The following is a 17,166-nucleotide window of genomic DNA, read 5'->3' on the forward strand; positions in this document are numbered from 1 at the left end:
ATCGATTAAGTTACGCGCTGACCTGTTTCTGAGGGCAGCGCGTTTTTTTGTGAACCTGCTCCCGTGCTTTGGTGTCTGCTTCCCAACGGGTAATGCTACCCCATTAATTCGTACAGGGAAAAACCATGTTTCACTTCTTCTCCAGCGAGAGTTCATCGAGCAGCTCGTCAGAATCTGACGGGACGGGGTCGGTGTGTGAAGTGTGAACGTCGACATTGAATGAATTCAAGCCCGTCCGATTCTTTGATCGGACGGGCTTTTTTTATTGGTATGCCCCAGTTGGGGCGAGGCTCGCATTTTTTCGTTGCATCAGCCGATCTGGCGCTGCACGGGCACAAAAAGGCTGCTGAGGCTGCTCACCTCTTCAGCTGGCCGGCAGATGTGACACACTCCTCTTGAGAAAGGAGGCTATGAGCAATGGTTCATAAAGTTCATGTGAATGTGGGAACGATCGGTCATATCGATCATGGAAAGACAACGCTGACGGCTGCGATTTTGAAGGTGCAGGCACAGCGTGGTCTGGCGCGCGTCAAGTCGTACCAGGAGATCGCCCGCGGCGGTATCGAACGCGATAAAAACAAGACTGTGACGATCCTGGCGTCGCATGTGAAGTACGAAACGGACAAGCGGACGTACGCGCACATCGACTGTCCGGGACACGCGGATTACATCAAGAACATGATTTCCGGTGCAGCTCAGATGGATGGTGCGGTGCTGCTGGTCTCTGCCGCCGACGGTCCGATGCCCCAGACACGCGAGCACATTCTGCTGGCGCGGCAGGTGGGTGTTCCGTACCTGGTCGTGTTTCTTAACAAGTGTGATCTGGTGGATGATCCGGAGCTGATCGAACTGGTAGAGCTGGAGCTGCGGGAAATGCTGACGCATTATGGCTTTACTGGAGATGAAGTTCCCTTTATCTACGGTTCCGCGAAACTGGCCGATGCACGTCCGGATGATCCGGACGCCTCCCGGTGTATCCACGAACTGCTGGAGACGCTCGACACCTACGTGCCGGATCCGCAGAGGCTGACTGACAGGCCGTTTCTGATGTCGGTCGAAAACGTGTTCAGCATCATGGGCCGCGGGTCTGTGGTGACGGGTAAGATTGAACAGGGACAAATCCGTCCCGGCGATGCGGTCGAGATTGTCGGTCTGTGTGAAGATACGCGCACTGATGTTGTGACTTCGGTGGAGTCGTTCAACGCACTGGTCGACACGGGCTATGCCGGCGACAACGTGGGTTGCCTGTTGAGAAAGACGAACTACTCAGAAGTTTCGCGGGGTCAGGTGCTGGCAGCAGTTGGCACCGTGACGCCGTATCGAAACTTCGAGGCGGAAGTTTATGTTTTGAAAAAGGAAGAAGGGGGACGGCATACGCCTTTTTTTGATGGCTATACGCCCCAGTTTTTCTTTCGTACGACGAACGTCACGGGAACCGCACGGGTGGAAGGCCAGGCAGATCTGGCCATGCCCGGTGATGGTGTGACACTGAACGTGATGCTCAACCAGCCGATCGCGCTGGCTGAGGGGGACCGGTTTGCGATACGCGAAGGCAGCAAAACGGTCGGTTCGGGAGTGGTCACACGCGTGATTGCCTGATGTGGGTGCCCCTGGTCTGCCTTGGTGGATCAGGGGCATTTTACTGGAGCAGCAGTGCTGTTCGTGGCCGTGTTCTGTTTTAGTCTGCGTGAAAATGGGGGACAGCCCTTGCGAAATACAGGGGGTCGGGTTCACAATAGGCCAATTCATTTCAACCCGATAGGGAAATCTCGTTGCGTGTGGGAGTAATACAGGCCAGCTTAAAAGCGGTCTGAATCGATTCCCTGCACGGACCGTCAACAAGGTAAATGTCTGAATGTGGTCTTCGCGTCTGTTCTGGAAACTGTTCCTGGTTTATGCCGGTCTGAATATTGCTTCCGCGATTGTATTCGTGTTGATTGTTTCGGGACGCCAGAAAACCCAGGTGGAAGACCAGGTGCAGCAGCGTCTGCATGACTCAGCGGTGATCATGCGGAGCAGCATGGAGGGGGTCTTCGACAGAGGATTCTCTGAGCAGCTGCAGATCAAAGTTGAGAAGCTGGGGGCAGAAACCGGCACGCGGATTACGCTGATCGACATGGACGGGGTCGTGATTGCCGATTCGGATCAGAGTTCACTGCAGCTGGTCCGCGACATGGAAAACCACAAAAACCGGGTGGAAGTCATCAAAGCGCTGGCCACGGGTTCGGGGACTTCCGAACGGAGAAGTCCGACACTGAGTGAGCCCATGAAGTATTATGCGCTCTTGTACCGGCATGATGGCGAGCCTAAGGGGGTGGTGCGTGTTTCGATCACGATGTCCAAAATTCAGCTGGAGATCGCGTCGATTGAGAAGCTGATCTGGAGTATTGCGCTACTGGTCAGCTTTACCGTGATGTTGATTACCTATTGGGTGGTCGCTCGCATGATCCGTCCCCTGACGATTCTGACCAATGCAGCCGAGTCGATTGCCAATGGGGATTACGATCAGAAACTGTATTTCCCCCAGCATGATGAGCTGGGAATCCTGGCCCAGTCCTTTAATCATATGAGCAAGGAAATGGCCGAACGCGTGCGTCAGCTGCAGGCGAGCGGTGATCGTCTGAGTACCGTGCTGGAGGGTATGGTCGAGGGCGTAATCGCGACCAATGAACGACAGCATGTGCTGTTTGCCAACGAGTCGGCGGGGCGGTTGTTGTTTTTCTCGCCGGAAGAGGCACAGGGTAAGCCGCTGTTTGAATCGGTACGAAATCATCAGCTGCAAAAGGCGGTGACAGAGGTGTTAAAAACCCTGGAACCCCAGCGGATGGAAGTCGAACTCGAGAGTACCAGCGATCGGATTCTGGGGGTGACCACGACTCCGCTGCCCGGCACTCCCTGTCCGGGTCTGGTGATCGTGTTGTTTGATATGACCGAGTTACGGCGGTTGGAATCATTGCGTCAGGAGTTTGTTGCGAATGTCTCACATGAATTGAAGACGCCTTTGAGTTCCATCAAGGCGTATACGGAGACCCTGATCCGTGGCGCGATGGATGATCCGGAGATCAGCAAAACCTTTCTGATGCGGATCGAAGAACAGGCAGACCGTCTGCACCAGCTGATTCTCGACTTGATCAGCCTGGCGAGTATCGAATCAGGAAATCAGGTCTTCGATATTATCAGTATCGAGCTGCGTCCGTTTGTTGAGTCCTGCCTGGTAGATCAACAGACTGTGGCGGAGTCAAAGCAGATTGAACTGATTATCGAAGAGCAGGAGCCCGGTTTGCGGGTCAAAGCTGACGAAGAAGGCTTGCACCAGATCCTGGGGAACCTGATCAACAACGCGATCAAGTACACGCCGGAGCAGGGAACGATTACGATTCGCTGGCAGCGTGATGAAGGTAACATGGTGTTACTGCAGGTGCAGGATACCGGGATCGGGATTGAGGAGAAGCATCTGGCCCGTCTATTCGAGCGGTTCTTCCGGGTCGACAAAGCGCGTTCGCGTGAGCTGGGTGGAACCGGGCTGGGGCTCTCCATTGTGAAGCATCTTGTACAATCGTTTAATGGTACGATTGGTGTGACCAGTAAGGTCGGGACAGGAACGACGTTTTCTGTCCGTCTCCCCCGTGGCTGAGATCGGGGTTGAGTGTGGTAAGTGCTGTGTAATTCCTGTGTTAGGATGCGCATTTCCGGTGGTTGAGTTGTTCCGGAAAGATTAAGTACTTCACGGTTTCTTAATATAGTCTTAACAAATTGCGGGTATGGTTACACGCGTCTGAGAGAGGCTACAGGTGCCCGTTCGCTCTGAACGGCGGTGTGGTCTCTGAATCAAAGCGAAGAACCATCTTATTTAACCATATCGCATTTGGGAGAAACACACACGATGATCACGACAAACAAGGGGAAAGTATGGGGGCTGCTGTGTCTGGCCATTGGCGTTTCCCTGATTGGCGTTGGATGCAACGGGAACAGCGACGGCCCGGCAGCCAAGCAGGCTGGATCTGAGCCGGGAGCCGAAGCACCTGCTGAGGGTGGCGAGAAGCTGGAAGGCAGTGTGAAAATTGATGGCTCCAGCACCGTGTATCCCGTGAGTGAAGCGGTTGCCGAAGAGTTTCGTGCAGTGCAGCCTAAGATTCGTGTGACAGTTGGTGTCTCCGGTACCGGTGGTGGAATGAAGAAATTCATCGCTGGCGAAGTTGATATCTGCGATGCATCTCGGGCGATGAAAGAAAAAGAAGCCAACGCCTGTAAAGAACAGGGAATCGAGTTCATCGAACTGTCAGTTGCGTTTGACGGTCTGGCTGTGATCGTGAACCCTAAGAACGACTGGTGCGACTGCCTGACCGTCGGTCAGCTCAAAGAACTGTGGCGTCCGGAAAGTGGCGTTAAGCAGTGGAAAGACCTGGATCCCAAGTGGCCTGCCAAAGACATCAAGCTGTACGGTCCGGGAACTGACTCGGGTACTTTCGATTACTTCACCGAAGCAATCGTTGGTGAATCCAAGGCCAGCCGGGCTGACTACACTGCCAGTGAAGACGATAACGTGCTGGTGACCGGTGTCTCCGAAGACGCAGATGCCCTGGGTTACTTCGGCTATGCATACTACGACGAAAACAAAGACAAACTGAAGCTGCTGGCTGTTGATGGCGGCAAAGGTTGTGTCAAACCTTCTCTGGAAACCGTGCGGAACAACACTTATGAGCCACTGTCCCGCCCGCTGTTCATCTATGTGCGGAAGTCTGCTCTGGAGCGACCTGAAGTAGTTGCCTTCGTCAAATTCTACATGGAAAACGCTGCAGCTCTGTCGAAAGACGTGGGATATGTGCCCGTCTCCGAAGAAGTTCAGAAGAAGAACATGGAAACCTTTAATGGAGCTTTGTCGAAGTGACAAACGAACGTTCTGACGCAGAACAACCAGTTGAAGTAAACGGGGGTGAGGCAGCGGTCGTTGGGCTGCCTCGCCCTGCGTCTCTTGAAAGTGCGAGTGGTCTGTGGAACCGTCTGCGTCCTGTGTATGAGGGCCTGGTACACTTCTCGCTGTTTATCTGCGCCAGCATTTCAGTGCTGGTGACCGTAGGCATTGTGATCATTCTGCTGTACGAATCGGTTAAGTTCTTCTACGATGTGCCTGTGCTGGAGTTTCTGACGGGGACTGAATGGACGCCGTTGCTTAAGCCACAGCACTTCGGGATTCTGCCTCTGCTCTGTGGGACGATGCTGGTCGCCGGCGGTTCCGCGCTTGTGGCGGTTCCGATTGGTCTGGGGACGGCAATTTACCTGAGTGAGTATGCGTCTCCCCGCTTCCGCGACATCGTGAAACCAATCCTGGAAATCCTGGCCGGTATCCCATCGGTCGTTTATGGATTTATGGCAATTGTGTTTGTGTCTCCGATCATCCGCCAGATTTTTCCCAGTGCCGGCGTATTCAATGCTGCCAGTGCCTGTGTCGTGGTGGGGATCATGATCCTGCCGATGATCATTTCTCTGAGTGAAGATATTCTGCAGTCGGTCCCGATTTCATTGCGGGCAGCAGCTTCTGCACTGGGAGCAAACAAATTTGAAGTGACCGTACGGGTGGTCCTGCCGGCTGCGATGTCGGGGATTATTGCCAGTTTCCTGCTGGCCATCTCCCGTGCAATCGGTGAAACAATGGCGGTGACTCTGGCAGCAGGGGCGACACCCAAGCTGACCCTGAATCCCCTGGAAAGTATTCAGACCATGACCGCTTACATTGTGCAAGTGAGTCTGGGAGATACACCTGCAGGCACGATTGAGTACCGTACAATTTTTGCAGTCGGCCTTGCCTTGTTTGTCACAACAATGACGATGAACGTGATTGCTCAATATATTCTCTCCCGAGTAGGAGAACGCTACGAATGAGCACGAAACTCGATATTTATACAAAGAGACGCCGTGGGCGTATCATTAACGGGATGTTCACTGTGGCCTGTTTTCTGGCCACGATTTCCTGTGTGCTGGTGCTGTTGGTTTTGATCTGGAATATCATTCTGCAGGGCAAAAGCTGGTTGAGCTGGGACTTTATCGAGTCCCTGCCTTCACGGTTCCCTGAAAAAGCCGGTATCAAGACAGCGCTGTGGGGCAGCATCTGGCTGATCTGTCTGACGGCTCTGTTTTCAGTACCGCTGGGAGTAGGGGCTGCCGTTTATCTGGAAGAGTATGCTCCACGCAGTCGCTGGCGGAAATTGATTCAGTTGAATATTGCGAATCTGGCCGGTGTGCCTTCCATTGTTTACGGAATTCTGGGGTTGGGACTGTTCGTCCGGGCGTTGGCTTTTGAACGGAGCGTGCTGTCCGGCGCATTGACACTGACTCTGGTTGTATTACCGATTATTATTCTGGCATCCCAGGAAGCGCTGCGGGCGGTACCGGATTCGATCCGACGTTCGGCTTATGCTCTGGGGGCGACCCGCTGGCAGACGGTGTGGTACCAGGTGCTGCCGGCTTCCCTGCCGGGGATTATGACAGGAGTGATTCTGTCCCTCTCACGGGCACTCGGAGAAGCGGCACCCCTGCTGGTTGTCGGGGCAATGGCTTATGTTCCCTTTGTACCGGAAAAATTATCGGATGAGTTTACGGCTCTGCCGATTCAGATTTTCAACTGGACCTCGCGGCCGCAGGAAGAGTTTCATCATCTGGCGGCAGCCGGGATTTTAGTACTGCTGGTCGTACTGGTCAGCATGAATGCAGTAGCGGTGTTCGTGCGGCATAAATACGGAAAAAAGATTCGCTGGTAAGAGAGGGATCCTGGCGATCGGGAAAATACGAAATTCTCCCGCACATATTTGATTTCGATTATCTATAATAGTATTCAGCGGGGATAACCAATTTATGGCTTCAACACCCTCGGTTAAAAATAATATGCAATCACCTGATAAAGCAGCCTCCACTCATTCACAGGGTCCTGTCGTGCGGCCTTCGATTCCTGAAGGTAAAAGCATGCGGACTGCCGATGAGTTGGCGCAGGCTACCGAAAAGATCAGCGTGCGTGACCTGTCGTTTTATTATTCGGATAACCGCGCTTTAACTGATATTTCACTTTCGATTCCTGAGCGGTGCGTGACTGCATTCATTGGCCCCTCAGGCTGTGGAAAGTCGACGTTTCTCCGGTGTCTGAACCGGATGAATGATATGATCGAAGGCACCCGGGTCGAAGGCGAGATCCTGCTGGAAGGTCAGGATATTTATTCCAGCCGCACAGACATCGTGACCTTGCGGAAGCGGATCGGGATGGTATTCCAGAAGTCGACTCCGTTTCCGAAATCGATTTTCGATAACGTGTCGTTCGGTCCCAAGATCGCAGGTATTCGTAAAAAGAAAGATCTGTACGAGATCGTCGAGCGTTCTCTGCAGCGGTCGGCCTTGTGGGAAGAAGTCAAAGATCGCCTGAGCGATTCTGCATTGAACCTGTCGGGTGGTCAGCAGCAGCGGTTATGTATTGCCCGTGCTCTGGCCAACGATCCAGATATTCTGTTGATGGATGAACCGGCGTCGGCACTCGATCCGGCTTCAACGGCACGTATCGAAGACCTGATCTTCGAACTCAAAGAACAGTACACGATTGTGATCGTTACGCATAACATGCAGCAGGCGGCTCGTGTGTCCGACCAGGCTGCCTTTTTCTATCAGGGGCTGCTGATCGAATCCGGAGCGACGGAAGAGCTCTTCACGAATCCCAAGAAACAGCAGACCGAAGACTACATTACCGGCAGATTTGGATAAGCCAATGACAAAACATTTACAGCGTGATATGGAATCACTGGAGCGGGAAATCATCACCCAGTCATCACTGGTGGAAGAGATGATTTCCAAAGCCAGTCGCGCGCTTTACGAAGTTCAGGTTGATCTGGCCAATGAAGTGATTGAGCAGGAACGGGCGATCAACGAGAGTGAAGTGAAGATTGAGGAAGACTGCCTGAAGATTCTGGCGCTGCACCAGCCGGTGGCCGTCGATTTGCGCGAGACGGCAACGGTGCTGAAGATTAACAATGATCTGGAGCGTATTGCCGACCTGGCGGTGAATATCGCTGAGCGGACCATCGGATTGTCGCATTATCCGAATTTCCATATTCCTGCTGCTCTGGAACCCATGACGAAAGTTACGGTTTCGATGTTACGCGACGCGATTGACGCGTTCATCGATTTCGATACCGATAAGGCCCGTGAGGTCTGTAAACGTGATGATATTGTCGACGGTTACAACCGCGAGATCATCAATGAAATCTACGGATTGATGCAGACCGATCCGAGCCTGATTAAGCCGGCATTACATTTTTTCTCTTCAGCGCGCCACATTGAACGTATTGCCGACCATACTACAAATATTGCGGAAGATGTGATTTACCTGACCGAGGGCGAAATTGTCCGTCATCGTCACAAAGAAACATTTTCCACCTGACCCGCTTTTACAGAGGTGTTATAAGAAAAAGACATGTCAAAGAAACGCATTCTTGTGATTGAAGATGATCGTTCTCTCTCTGAAGTTCTCGCATACAATCTGCGACAGGAGAAGTACGATGCCGTGGTGGCCCTGGATGGGATGGACGGGTTACGGCAGGCCCAGTTGAAAACGCCTGACCTGATTATATTAGACCTGATGTTGCCTCAGATGGACGGACTGGAAGTCTGTCGCAGACTGCGATCAGACCCGGTAACCAGTAATGTGCTGATTCTGATGCTGACCGCGAAATCTGAAGAGACCGATCAGGTCGTCGGATTCACGCTGGGGGCTGATGATTACGTGACCAAGCCGTTCAGCGTCAAGATTCTGCTGGAGCGGATCAAGGCTCTGCTTCGTCGACGTGAAAGCAATGGCGAAGCCTCTGATACCATCGTGAGCCAGGGAGTTATGATCGACCGCCGGCGTCACCGGGTGATGATTGACGATGTGCCCATCTCACTGACCCGCAGTGAATTCGAACTGCTGGAAGCGCTGGTTCGTCAGCCGGGTCGGGTGTTCTCCCGCTCTGAGTTGATTGATGCGGCTCTGGGAGACGATGCCCTGGTGCTGGAGCGGACGATTGACGTTCATATCCGGGCTCTGCGTCAGAAACTGGATAAGCACGCGGAGTTGATTGAAACGGTGCGTGGAGTTGGTTACCGATTCCGTGATCCAGACACCGCATTTAAGAAACAGACGACATAAATCGTTTGGCAGAAGGCTGAAACGACACTAAACAGGTCTGCGAGAGCAGGCCTGTTTTTGTTTTGCAATTGGATGTCAGAACTTAAGTGCCTGTTGTGGCTGGGTTAGGGGAGAAAATGGCCCGATTGAGTGTACTGAATGGCACATGAATCGGGATTTCTTTCTATCTGAACTGTCAAAAACTTGCGGAAACGGTAGTTGACAGTCTCAAGAAGGTCGATATACTTATCTTAGTTGAGACTGAGTCTCATGATCGACATTCCACCAGGTCCAAGCCTGAGATCGGGGTTCCAACCGTTTCCTACCTGAGGAACTCCGGGTTTTTCAAGATCACTATCCACGTAAAAAAAGCGTCTGCCACCATGGATGCGACAGACGCCTGGGTATAAGTGTAAGATGTCTACAGTAACCGGAAGCCAGATCGAGCGTGTGGGAGCCACCCCGGCCCCTGAAGTTGCACCACGCCGCCGTTTTCTCTGCCACTGTCTGAAAGTGACTCCAGATCAGGTCCAGCAGTGTATTACTGAGACCCAGGCAGAGACCGTCCACGAAGTAACCCGCGGTTGCGGAGCTGGAAAAGGCTGCACAGCCTGCCATTGCCGCATTAAGGACTTACTGGCAGGGCTGTGTGATGACTGTGGACAGTCCAAGCGACGTTGTCTGTGTGCCGCTCAGCCGGTTTAAACCTGCTATTCGCGAATCTGCTCGGCCAGGTAGTTCTGAATGCCGACCTGTTTGATCAGTTCCAGCTGTGATTCGCACCAGTCGATGCTTTCCTCTGACTCGACGACCATCTGATCCATCAATTCCCGGCTGCCGGCGTCTTTTTCCTGTCGGCAGAGTTCGATGGCTTCGTTGTAGGTTGAGACCCCTTTGGTTTCCAGTTCCAGGCTGTTCTGGATCTGTTCTTCAACAGTCTTACCCACGCGAATGACGTCGTAGCGGGCGATTTCCGGAACGCCATCCAGATAGAGGATGCGATCGATGACCTGCTCGGCGTGTTTCATTTCTTCGATGGATTCGTCGTAGAAGTGCTTGGCCAGTTTGTCAAAGCCCCAGTCTTTGCACATCTTGGAAGAGATGAAGTACAGGTTGATGGCGGTGAGTTCGATTGTCAGGCCATCGTTTAACGCGTCGATTACTTTCTGGCTACCCTTCATTGGTTCTGCTTTCTCAATCTTGTCTTTCCTGCCCCTGCCGAATTCCGGGCGGGAGCAAATGTTGTTGATAATATTTGACTACCGGTAGTATTCGTTAATGGCTCCAATTGTACCAGAGTGAATCTGGCGAAAAATGTCTATTTATATAGATTGAAACGAGATCTCTGACTTCGTGGAGTTCGCAGCGGAGATTTCTGAAACCGGTTCTCAATTACTGCTGTTTTCGGGGGCAAGATTGAGCAGTTCCACTTTCCGGAACTGAACCGGGTGACTTTCCGACTGCAGGGAAATGGTTCCTTTATCCAGCATGATTGGGGCGCCCTGTTCGATCAGCTTCTGGGCATCGGCGTCTTTGGGGTCGAGCTGAGGCTTGGTGTACGACAGCACGGTTTCCCCATCAATGACGTGTTTGATGATCTTGTTGCCTTTGACTTCGACGTCAACGGTCACCCACTGATCGCCCCGATAGGTTTTGGAAGAGGAGTCGATGCAGTGGGGCATGAAGAGTTTGTTGTCCATGACGACATTCGTACCCGGGGTGCAGAGGTTGGCCGTGCTGCGTTTGCCCGTCGGTTTCCCACCCAGCAGCTGGACTTCAATGGAAACCGGAAAACGCTGGTCGAGGGACATGCTTTCGGGGCTCTGGCCGTGGACCATGATACCGCTGTTACGAAATGCCCAGCCCGGTCCGCCTTTGACCTGATCGCCGATGAAACGATATTCCACGCGGATGATGTAGTGGGAAAAGGAGTCTTTGTAGAAGATGTGACCGAATTTTTCATCGAAGGCATCGTAGTGCTCATAGTCGACGGTGAGTAACCCGTCCTTCACCCGAAATGTATCTGCATAATTGACGCCTGGTTCATAACCCCGAATTTTGACCGTCCAGCCATCCAGGTTCTTCCCGTTGAACAGGGGGATCCATTTTTCCTGAGTTGCTTTCTCTTCAGCAGAGAGAGTAGCAGGCAGGCAGAGTGTCAGGCAGAGAGACAGACCGGCAATGAGAGCAGATGCGGTTTTCACGGTTTCATTCCTTCAGGCAGTCGTGCGATGGAGTCGGATTCAAAAGTCAGCAGGTCTCCCCTGGGGGAAGAAGCATTTATTATAAGTGATGCTGAGCTAAATAGCACGTTTTGGCATCAAAGAATCCGTGATTTGGATTCGCGGGTTGCATCGTGTTCAGACAATGAAAAAACGCCCGTTGAATTAACGGGCGTTTCTTTAATTTACATCAGGCCGGAGGCCTGTGGCTGACCTGGTGGTCGGCCGACTGATGAGAATCAGCCTTCTTTCTTGGACTCTTCGCCACCTTCTGGTACTTCTGCACCAGCGCCACCGGTGGTGGAACCAGCTTCAGGAGCAGGAGCTTCGCCAGCAGGTGCTTCGCCTGCAGGAGCTTCAGCAGCGGGCTCTTCAGCAGGTGCAGGAGCTTCGGTAGCAGGCTTGCCGCAACCAACGGCCCAGATTGACATGCTGATGGTGGCGGGCACGACGAACAGTCGGCTCAGTTTTGTGAAAGACATTGAGTTGTCCCTTCCGATTTCGTTGTTCAAAAAAAGTGAGTCACTTGCATTCTGTCAATGAAGACATTCTGTCTAGAAACATTAAAAAATGAGCACCCCCAGATTTCAAGCGCCATCGAGAAACTTTAGATCAGTTTTCAATTTGAATAGGGAGAAACTGAGGTTTTTCTGGCTCTGAGAAACTGGCTTTACTGCAACCGGTTTACTGGTTATAGCGAAATCGCGGGGCGTTGGCAGGGTTCAGGAGTGCGCTGAGAAGCGTCTGGCGGATTGCCAAATTAATACAAAAAGGTCAAGATTAATTTCATTTAATCCATAAAAAACTGGCAAAAATTAGGGGGAAACTGTTTTTCGAATTATCAAAATTTTTATAAGAAACTTTGATATAACAGTTTGCTAATTTGTTCCGGGTTTGTCACACTAATCTCAGTTCTGAGAATTTGATTCTTATTCAAGTAAGTGTCCAGTTTACTCAGGGCTGATATCTGTTCTTATTTTTGCGTCATAATACGCTGAGCGTATTTTTTTCAGTGCGTCACTATTTTACGAACGTGTTTTCTTGAAGTGGTGATCAATTACGAGTGACAATAAACTCCGTTTTATTGTCGAGAGACTTTTAAGTTAGAGGATGGGCTACATGGCCACTGGAACAATCAAAAAAATTACTGAAAAAGGTTTTGGCTTCATCAACGATGGTCAACAGGATATCTTTTTTCATCTCTCATCACTGGACGGAATCACGTTCGATCAACTGGTAGAAGGCCAGACTGTTGAATTCGAAAGCGAAAAAAGCGATCGCGGTCTGCGAGCTGTTCGCGTAACAACATCTGAGTAATTCTACTATCAGTTCCACGCTTCCACAGAATTGCGTAGTACTCCCAGTCCCTGAATCTCTACATCAACCTGGTCTCCAGGTTTTAGGTAGACGGGGGGCTTGCGTGCCATGCCAACTCCTGGTGGCGTCCCGGTAAAGATAATATCGCCTGGTTCCAGTGTCATAAACTGAGACAGGAACTGCACAATCTCTTCGATTGTGAAGATAAACTTATCGGTACAGGAATTCTGCATCACCTCTCCATTCAACGTCAGTTTAATGGAGAGGTTGTTTGCATCCTCGATTTCATCCGAGGTGACCAGATAGGGACCGATCGGTGCAAAGGTGTCTGGTGTTTTACCTAAAAGCCATTGTCCGCCCGGACGTCCGATCTGCCAGTCGCGTGCGGAGACATCGTGTCCGTTCATGTAACCGGCAACGTATTCAAGTGCGTTGTCCAGGTTCGCATTGCGACATGTCTTTCCGATGACGACGACCAGTTCGGCTTCGTAGTCTACCTCTTTGGCCACTTCCGGAATACGAATCGGCTGATCGGGACCTGTGACGGAAGTCGTGAATTTACTGAAGCAAACCGGTTCATCGGGAAAGGCCATGCCTGTTTCCTCGGCGTGATCGCGATAGTTCAGGCCGATGCAGATGACTTTCCCCGGTTGCGGAATCGGAGCGCAGAGCGTACCGGTAATCTGTCGGTCGGCCTCCACGGCCTGTTTCGCAGCTTTACAGGCACGTTCGAGTCCGTCTTCCAGGCTGAGCACGCCCTTTAATGAGGGGGGCAGTGTGTCGTCGAACGCACGCACATCGTAGAAGGTCAACTGACCCTCATGGTCGGTAACTGAAACAACGGTCGGACCCTGTTCTGTGTGTAAAGTGGCTAACTTCATACCCGAGTACTCCCTTCGACGACTGGTTGTGAAACATCAAAAGCTCTTGTTCAGCAGTCGGAAATCTTATGCTCTTGCGCTGATGAGATGTAGTGAACGTCAGCATCATCTCAAGCAGAAATGTGAAAGAATCCCCATCGGGTCCGGGTTTTCCAGTTATGGGGTTTAAATATCCGATACGCATGATTTCCATATCCAGCGGGGATTGCTATGCTGTGAGCAGTGGGTCTGTTCTGCAGAACGGATCAGATCTGACACGCGATTTTGAACTCTTCCTTATCTACAGCGACTGAATATTATGGCCAAAGCGACCTATAAAGATGCCGGCGTTGACCTGGATCTCTATCAGAAAGCCATGTCCTCGATTACTCCCCTTCTGGCAAAAACTCATGTCGCACAGAAATCCAGGGTGATGGAACTCCCCGGCGGTTTCGCAGGACTCTTTCGTCTGAATAATCCTCAACCTGGTCCCGCTGGTCGGCAGTACGAAGATCCTGTCCTGGTCTCCGGGACCGATGGGGTAGGGACTAAGATCAAAGTCGCGATCCAGGCGGGAATCTACAATACGATCGGCATCGACCTGGTGGCGATGTGTGTTAATGACTGTCTCTGCCTGGGTGCCGAACCACTGTTCTTTCTCGATTACATCGCACTCGGAAAAGACGATCCCGAACGGCTGGTTGAATTGATGGAAGGCGTCACTAAAGGTTGTGTGCTCTCAAAAGCGGCTCTGCTGGGTGGAGAAACCGCGATCATGCCCGACCTGTACGGTGACGGGGATTTCGATATGGCCGGATTCTGTGTAGGCGTTGTCGAACGCAACCAGGTGCTGGACGGTCAGGCGATTCAATCAGGTGATGTTGTTCTGGGCCTCGAATCGAGCGGCTTCCATTCCAACGGCTACAGCCTGATCCGTAAAGTCGTATTCGAAATGGCGGGCCTGGATGTCAACGATCAGATTGAGGAGTTGAATCAACGGACGGTCGCCAGTATCCTGCTCGAGCCAACCCGGATCTACGCGGACGCCATTAACACCATCTTCCAGAGTTTTCCTGATAAGATTGTGATCAGCGGCCTGGCCCACATTACCGGGGGCGGACTGGTGGAAAACGTGGAACGAATTCTGCCTCAGAATCGCCGGATCGATCTCAAGCGATCTGCCTGGGAAGTGCCTGCTGTCTTTGACTGGCTGCAGTCGCTGGGGGATATTGACGAAGCCGAAATGTTCCGCGTCTTCAATATGGGAATCGGCCTGGTTGCCATCGTCCGGGCACAACATGCAGAGGCCGTGCAGGAAAAACTGCAGTCACTCCAGATCCCTTCGCACGTTCTGGGGAAAGTTACTCAGGGCGACAAAGAAGTAACACTGAGCTGATTTTCAAGCTTCAAATTTCCCACCAGACCGCGATCGCCATGCGCGCGTTTCAGGGTACATCTGAGCGGTTACGATCGAGAGTCCCTGTCAGCAGGAGGGCTATGCCGCTTTTTTGGGTGGTCGCATGTTTAATGGGGGAATCAGGACCCCGACCTTGCGCGTGTGACTCAAATTTTTTTAATGGCTCGCGCAATAGTTTGGTTTCTTTTGTAATTTCCGGAACGCCAGAGGTTCGAAAAGGAATATATGACCAGAGTGTCCAGAAATGGCACTGTGTTCTATATCAGGGAACCTCCGATTGGATGATCCGGTCAGTGCCGGTCTCTCGTCTGTTCGCGCTCCCGTCTCCAGGCGGTGTACTCCGCCGTCAGTTGATTGTCTATTGGGGACAATCTCTACTGAGTTTGCTGCACAGGGAAGGCACACATGGAACGCCCGATTCCAACCGGTCAGGAACGCACATTTGCAGATCATGAGATTATCGTCAGCAAGACGGATCTCAAGGGACACATTACTTACGCGAATCAGACCTTTATCGAGATCTCCGGTTACACCGAGGAAGAACTGTTGGGGCAGCCTCACAATCTGATCCGTCATCCGGATATGCCGCGCTGTGTGTTCAAGCTGTTGTGGGATACGATCCAGGCGGGTGAAGAGATCTTCGCTTACGTCGTCAATCTTTGTAAGAACGGCGACCATTACTGGGTACTGGCCCATGTTACTCCTACGTGGAATCTGTCCGGCCAGATCAGTGGCTATCACTCCAGTCGCCGGGTGCCCGAACGCAAGGCACTGGATAAAGTGATTCCTCTTTACCGGTCGTTGAAGCGGATTGAAGGAGCCAACTCTGACTGGCGAACCGGGATGCAGAATGCAACCGTGGAACTGCTGTCTCAACTGGATGCAGTCGGGATGGAATACGATGAGTATGTCTTTGCCCTGTAACTCTTAAGCCAGAAGATTGAGACCCCGGAGGGACCCCATGCTGAAACTGGAAGCAGCCATACAGTCGACTGGAGAAGAACGTTCCACGTCTCCCCTCACAAACGAGGAACGCGCGGAACTGGAACACTATCGCCGCTGGGTCAAACAGCTGGCGGATGTTTGCGAGTCTGCAGCGGCAGGGAACCTGGAAGTTCGCCTGCTCCATATCGATGCGGACGGTGATCTGGGACGCGCGCTGGTTTCGGTTAACGGGCTGCTGGATTACACGGATGCGTTTGTACGCGAATCCAAGGCTTCATTGAACGCCGCTGCTCACGGGAAATTCTTCCGCAAAGTATTGCTCAAAGGAATGCGGGGTACTTTCCGTCATGCTTCTGAAGTGATTAACGAGGCGGGCGAAAAGATGAAGTACCAGGCAGAGGAACTGCAACAGTCTGAAACCAGACGTCTGGAGATGGCGGATGAATTCGAGCAGGAAGTGCAGGGGATATCAACGATTGTTTCCGCAGCCGCTACACAGCTGCATGCCACAGTTCAGTCATTGAAATCTGTGACGGAACGTGCGATTCTCGAAACGAATATGGCCGTCGAATCGATCGACCAGACCGCACAGAATGTCGATGTGGTGGCGGATTCGACGGTGCAGTTGAATCAGTCGATCCAGCAGATCGACGACCGGGTCAAACAGTCTACGGAGGTGGTGCAGCAGGCGGTCAATGAGAGCGAGCATGCCCGTGAATTCATGTCTGGGCTGGTGGAAGCGACGAATGACATCGGTTCCTTCGCCAAGATGATCGCTGATATCGCGAAGCAGACGAATCTGCTGGCATTGAATGCGACGATCGAAGCGGCGCGTGCCGGCGAGGCGGGAGCGGGGTTTGCGGTGGTGGCTTCTGAAGTGAAAAACCTGGCACAGGATACCGCCCGGGCCACCAATCATATTACCGAGCACATTCGCCAGATCCAGGACGTGGTGCATGACGCGGTGACGAATATTGCGACCGTGAGCAGTACGATCCGTAAAGTAGACGAGATCAGCGAATCAATTTCGACGTCGATTTCCGAACAAAGCCAGGCGATTGCGACGATTCATCAAAACGTCAAAGACGCCGCTGGCAAAACGGTTTCGACATCGGAGACCGTCAAACGTGTTTCCTCCACGGCTTCGGAGACCTTCCTCTCCACGAGTGACCTGGTCAGTGCTGCCAACGATATTGCCCGACAGTCTGAGAGTCTGAATGCGGCCGTCAATCAGTTCCTGATGACGATCCGATCGAAATGAAA

The 17,166-nt window shown here is 52.2% G+C and carries 17 protein-coding genes; 13 read left to right on the forward strand and 4 right to left on the reverse strand.

The annotated features are described in order from the left end of the window. Window positions 1-417 precede the first annotated feature (417 nt). The 9 genes from tuf (at window position 418) to HG66A1_RS02575 (ending at window position 9,847) form a co-directional block, all read left to right on the forward strand. Window positions 418-1,599, forward strand: a complete 1,182-nt coding sequence (gene tuf, locus HG66A1_RS02535; protein WP_145180544.1) for an elongation factor Tu — start codon at window positions 418-420, stop codon at window positions 1,597-1,599. Window positions 1,600-1,855: 256 nt separating this feature from the next. Continuing rightward, window positions 1,856-3,634: a two-component system histidine kinase PnpS gene (pnpS, locus tag HG66A1_RS02540; RefSeq protein WP_145180546.1), complete on the forward strand. Its 1,779-nt coding sequence runs from the start codon at window positions 1,856-1,858 to the stop codon at window positions 3,632-3,634. Window positions 3,635-3,883: 249 nt separating this feature from the next. Further along, the gene (locus HG66A1_RS02545) at window positions 3,884-4,888 is read left to right on the forward strand and encodes a PstS family phosphate ABC transporter substrate-binding protein (RefSeq protein WP_145180548.1); all 1,005 of its coding nucleotides are present in this window, start codon (window positions 3,884-3,886) and stop codon (window positions 4,886-4,888) included. Window positions 4,889-4,989: 101 nt separating this feature from the next. Beyond that, window positions 4,990-5,880, forward strand: a complete 891-nt coding sequence (gene pstC, locus HG66A1_RS02550) for a phosphate ABC transporter permease subunit PstC (RefSeq protein WP_409999436.1) — start codon at window positions 4,990-4,992, stop codon at window positions 5,878-5,880. Next, window positions 5,877-6,755: a phosphate ABC transporter permease PstA gene (gene pstA, locus HG66A1_RS02555; protein WP_145180550.1), complete on the forward strand. Its 879-nt coding sequence runs from the start codon at window positions 5,877-5,879 to the stop codon at window positions 6,753-6,755. Before pstC ends, pstA begins: the two co-directional genes overlap by 4 nt. A gap of 94 nt (window positions 6,756-6,849) precedes the next feature. Beyond that, a complete protein-coding gene (gene pstB / locus HG66A1_RS02560; RefSeq protein ID WP_315851626.1) occupies window positions 6,850-7,740 on the forward strand; it encodes a phosphate ABC transporter ATP-binding protein PstB in 891 nt (296 codons plus the stop codon). 4 nt (window positions 7,741-7,744) lie between these two features. After that, a complete protein-coding gene (gene phoU, locus HG66A1_RS02565) occupies window positions 7,745-8,416 on the forward strand; it encodes a phosphate signaling complex protein PhoU (RefSeq protein WP_145180552.1) in 672 nt (223 codons plus the stop codon). 33 nt (window positions 8,417-8,449) lie between these two features. Further along, window positions 8,450-9,163, forward strand: coding sequence for a response regulator (locus tag HG66A1_RS02570; protein ID WP_145036290.1), 714 nt, complete (start codon window positions 8,450-8,452; stop codon window positions 9,161-9,163). Between the two features lie 396 nt (window positions 9,164-9,559). Then, a complete protein-coding gene (locus HG66A1_RS02575; protein WP_187781996.1) occupies window positions 9,560-9,847 on the forward strand; it encodes a (2Fe-2S)-binding protein in 288 nt (95 codons plus the stop codon). A gap of 5 nt (window positions 9,848-9,852) precedes the next feature. Here the strand turns inward: HG66A1_RS02575 and bfr are convergent, their stop codons facing one another. The 3 genes from bfr to HG66A1_RS02590 all read right to left on the reverse strand — a co-directional run bounded on the left by bfr (window position 9,853) and on the right by HG66A1_RS02590 (window position 11,846). Next, complete coding sequence (gene bfr / locus HG66A1_RS02580) at window positions 9,853-10,323, reverse strand: bacterioferritin (protein ID WP_145180556.1); 471 nt, start codon at window positions 10,321-10,323, stop codon at window positions 9,853-9,855. Window positions 10,324-10,530: 207 nt separating this feature from the next. Further along, window positions 10,531-11,346: a DUF1080 domain-containing protein gene (locus tag HG66A1_RS02585; protein WP_145180558.1), complete on the reverse strand. Its 816-nt coding sequence runs from the start codon at window positions 11,344-11,346 to the stop codon at window positions 10,531-10,533. 257 nt (window positions 11,347-11,603) lie between these two features. Further along, on the reverse strand, window positions 11,604-11,846 hold the full coding sequence (locus tag HG66A1_RS02590) for a hypothetical protein (RefSeq protein WP_145180560.1): 243 nt from the start codon (window positions 11,844-11,846) through the stop codon (window positions 11,604-11,606). 637 nt (window positions 11,847-12,483) lie between these two features. On the opposite strand from HG66A1_RS02590, the gene HG66A1_RS02595 reads away from it, so the two are divergent. After that, entirely contained in the window at window positions 12,484-12,681 is a 198-nt protein-coding gene (locus tag HG66A1_RS02595) for a cold-shock protein (protein ID WP_145036301.1), read from the forward strand. Between the two features lie 8 nt (window positions 12,682-12,689). Here the strand turns inward: HG66A1_RS02595 and HG66A1_RS02600 are convergent, their stop codons facing one another. Further along, complete coding sequence (locus HG66A1_RS02600) at window positions 12,690-13,562, reverse strand: fumarylacetoacetate hydrolase family protein (protein WP_145180562.1); 873 nt, start codon at window positions 13,560-13,562, stop codon at window positions 12,690-12,692. A gap of 298 nt (window positions 13,563-13,860) precedes the next feature. On the opposite strand from HG66A1_RS02600, the gene purM reads away from it, so the two are divergent. The 3 genes from purM (at window position 13,861) to HG66A1_RS02615 (ending at window position 17,164) form a co-directional block, all read left to right on the forward strand. After that, the gene (purM, locus tag HG66A1_RS02605; RefSeq protein WP_145180564.1) at window positions 13,861-14,937 is read left to right on the forward strand and encodes a phosphoribosylformylglycinamidine cyclo-ligase; all 1,077 of its coding nucleotides are present in this window, start codon (window positions 13,861-13,863) and stop codon (window positions 14,935-14,937) included. 426 nt (window positions 14,938-15,363) lie between these two features. Continuing rightward, window positions 15,364-15,882, forward strand: coding sequence for a PAS domain-containing protein (locus tag HG66A1_RS02610; RefSeq protein ID WP_145180566.1), 519 nt, complete (start codon window positions 15,364-15,366; stop codon window positions 15,880-15,882). Between the two features lie 37 nt (window positions 15,883-15,919). Then, on the forward strand, window positions 15,920-17,164 hold the full coding sequence (locus HG66A1_RS02615) for a methyl-accepting chemotaxis protein (RefSeq protein ID WP_145180568.1): 1,245 nt from the start codon (window positions 15,920-15,922) through the stop codon (window positions 17,162-17,164). The last annotated feature ends 2 nt before the right edge of the window (window positions 17,165-17,166 follow it).

This window comes from Gimesia chilikensis, from assembly GCF_007744075.1.
Classification (GTDB): Bacteria; Planctomycetota; Planctomycetia; order Planctomycetales; family Planctomycetaceae; genus Gimesia; species Gimesia chilikensis_A.

Coding starts and splice junctions, on each gene's coding strand:
- HG66A1_RS02575 (WP_187781996.1), top strand. CDS start 9,560: ATGTCTACAGTAACCGGAAGCCAGATCGAGCGTGTGGGAGCCACCCCG.
- HG66A1_RS02545 (WP_145180548.1), top strand. CDS start 3,884: ATGATCACGACAAACAAGGGGAAAGTATGGGGGCTGCTGTGTCTGGCC.
- pstA (WP_145180550.1), top strand. CDS start 5,877: ATGAGCACGAAACTCGATATTTATACAAAGAGACGCCGTGGGCGTATC.
- tuf (WP_145180544.1), top strand. CDS start 418: ATGGTTCATAAAGTTCATGTGAATGTGGGAACGATCGGTCATATCGAT.
- bfr (WP_145180556.1), bottom strand. CDS start 10,323: ATGAAGGGTAGCCAGAAAGTAATCGACGCGTTAAACGATGGCCTGACA.
- purM (WP_145180564.1), top strand. CDS start 13,861: ATGGCCAAAGCGACCTATAAAGATGCCGGCGTTGACCTGGATCTCTAT.
- pnpS (WP_145180546.1), top strand. CDS start 1,856: ATGTGGTCTTCGCGTCTGTTCTGGAAACTGTTCCTGGTTTATGCCGGT.
- HG66A1_RS02615 (WP_145180568.1), top strand. CDS start 15,920: ATGCTGAAACTGGAAGCAGCCATACAGTCGACTGGAGAAGAACGTTCC.
- phoU (WP_145180552.1), top strand. CDS start 7,745: ATGACAAAACATTTACAGCGTGATATGGAATCACTGGAGCGGGAAATC.
- HG66A1_RS02610 (WP_145180566.1), top strand. CDS start 15,364: ATGGAACGCCCGATTCCAACCGGTCAGGAACGCACATTTGCAGATCAT.
- pstB (WP_315851626.1), top strand. CDS start 6,850: ATGGCTTCAACACCCTCGGTTAAAAATAATATGCAATCACCTGATAAA.
- HG66A1_RS02595 (WP_145036301.1), top strand. CDS start 12,484: ATGGCCACTGGAACAATCAAAAAAATTACTGAAAAAGGTTTTGGCTTC.
- HG66A1_RS02590 (WP_145180560.1), bottom strand. CDS start 11,846: ATGTCTTTCACAAAACTGAGCCGACTGTTCGTCGTGCCCGCCACCATC.
- HG66A1_RS02570 (WP_145036290.1), top strand. CDS start 8,450: ATGTCAAAGAAACGCATTCTTGTGATTGAAGATGATCGTTCTCTCTCT.
- HG66A1_RS02600 (WP_145180562.1), bottom strand. CDS start 13,562: ATGAAGTTAGCCACTTTACACACAGAACAGGGTCCGACCGTTGTTTCA.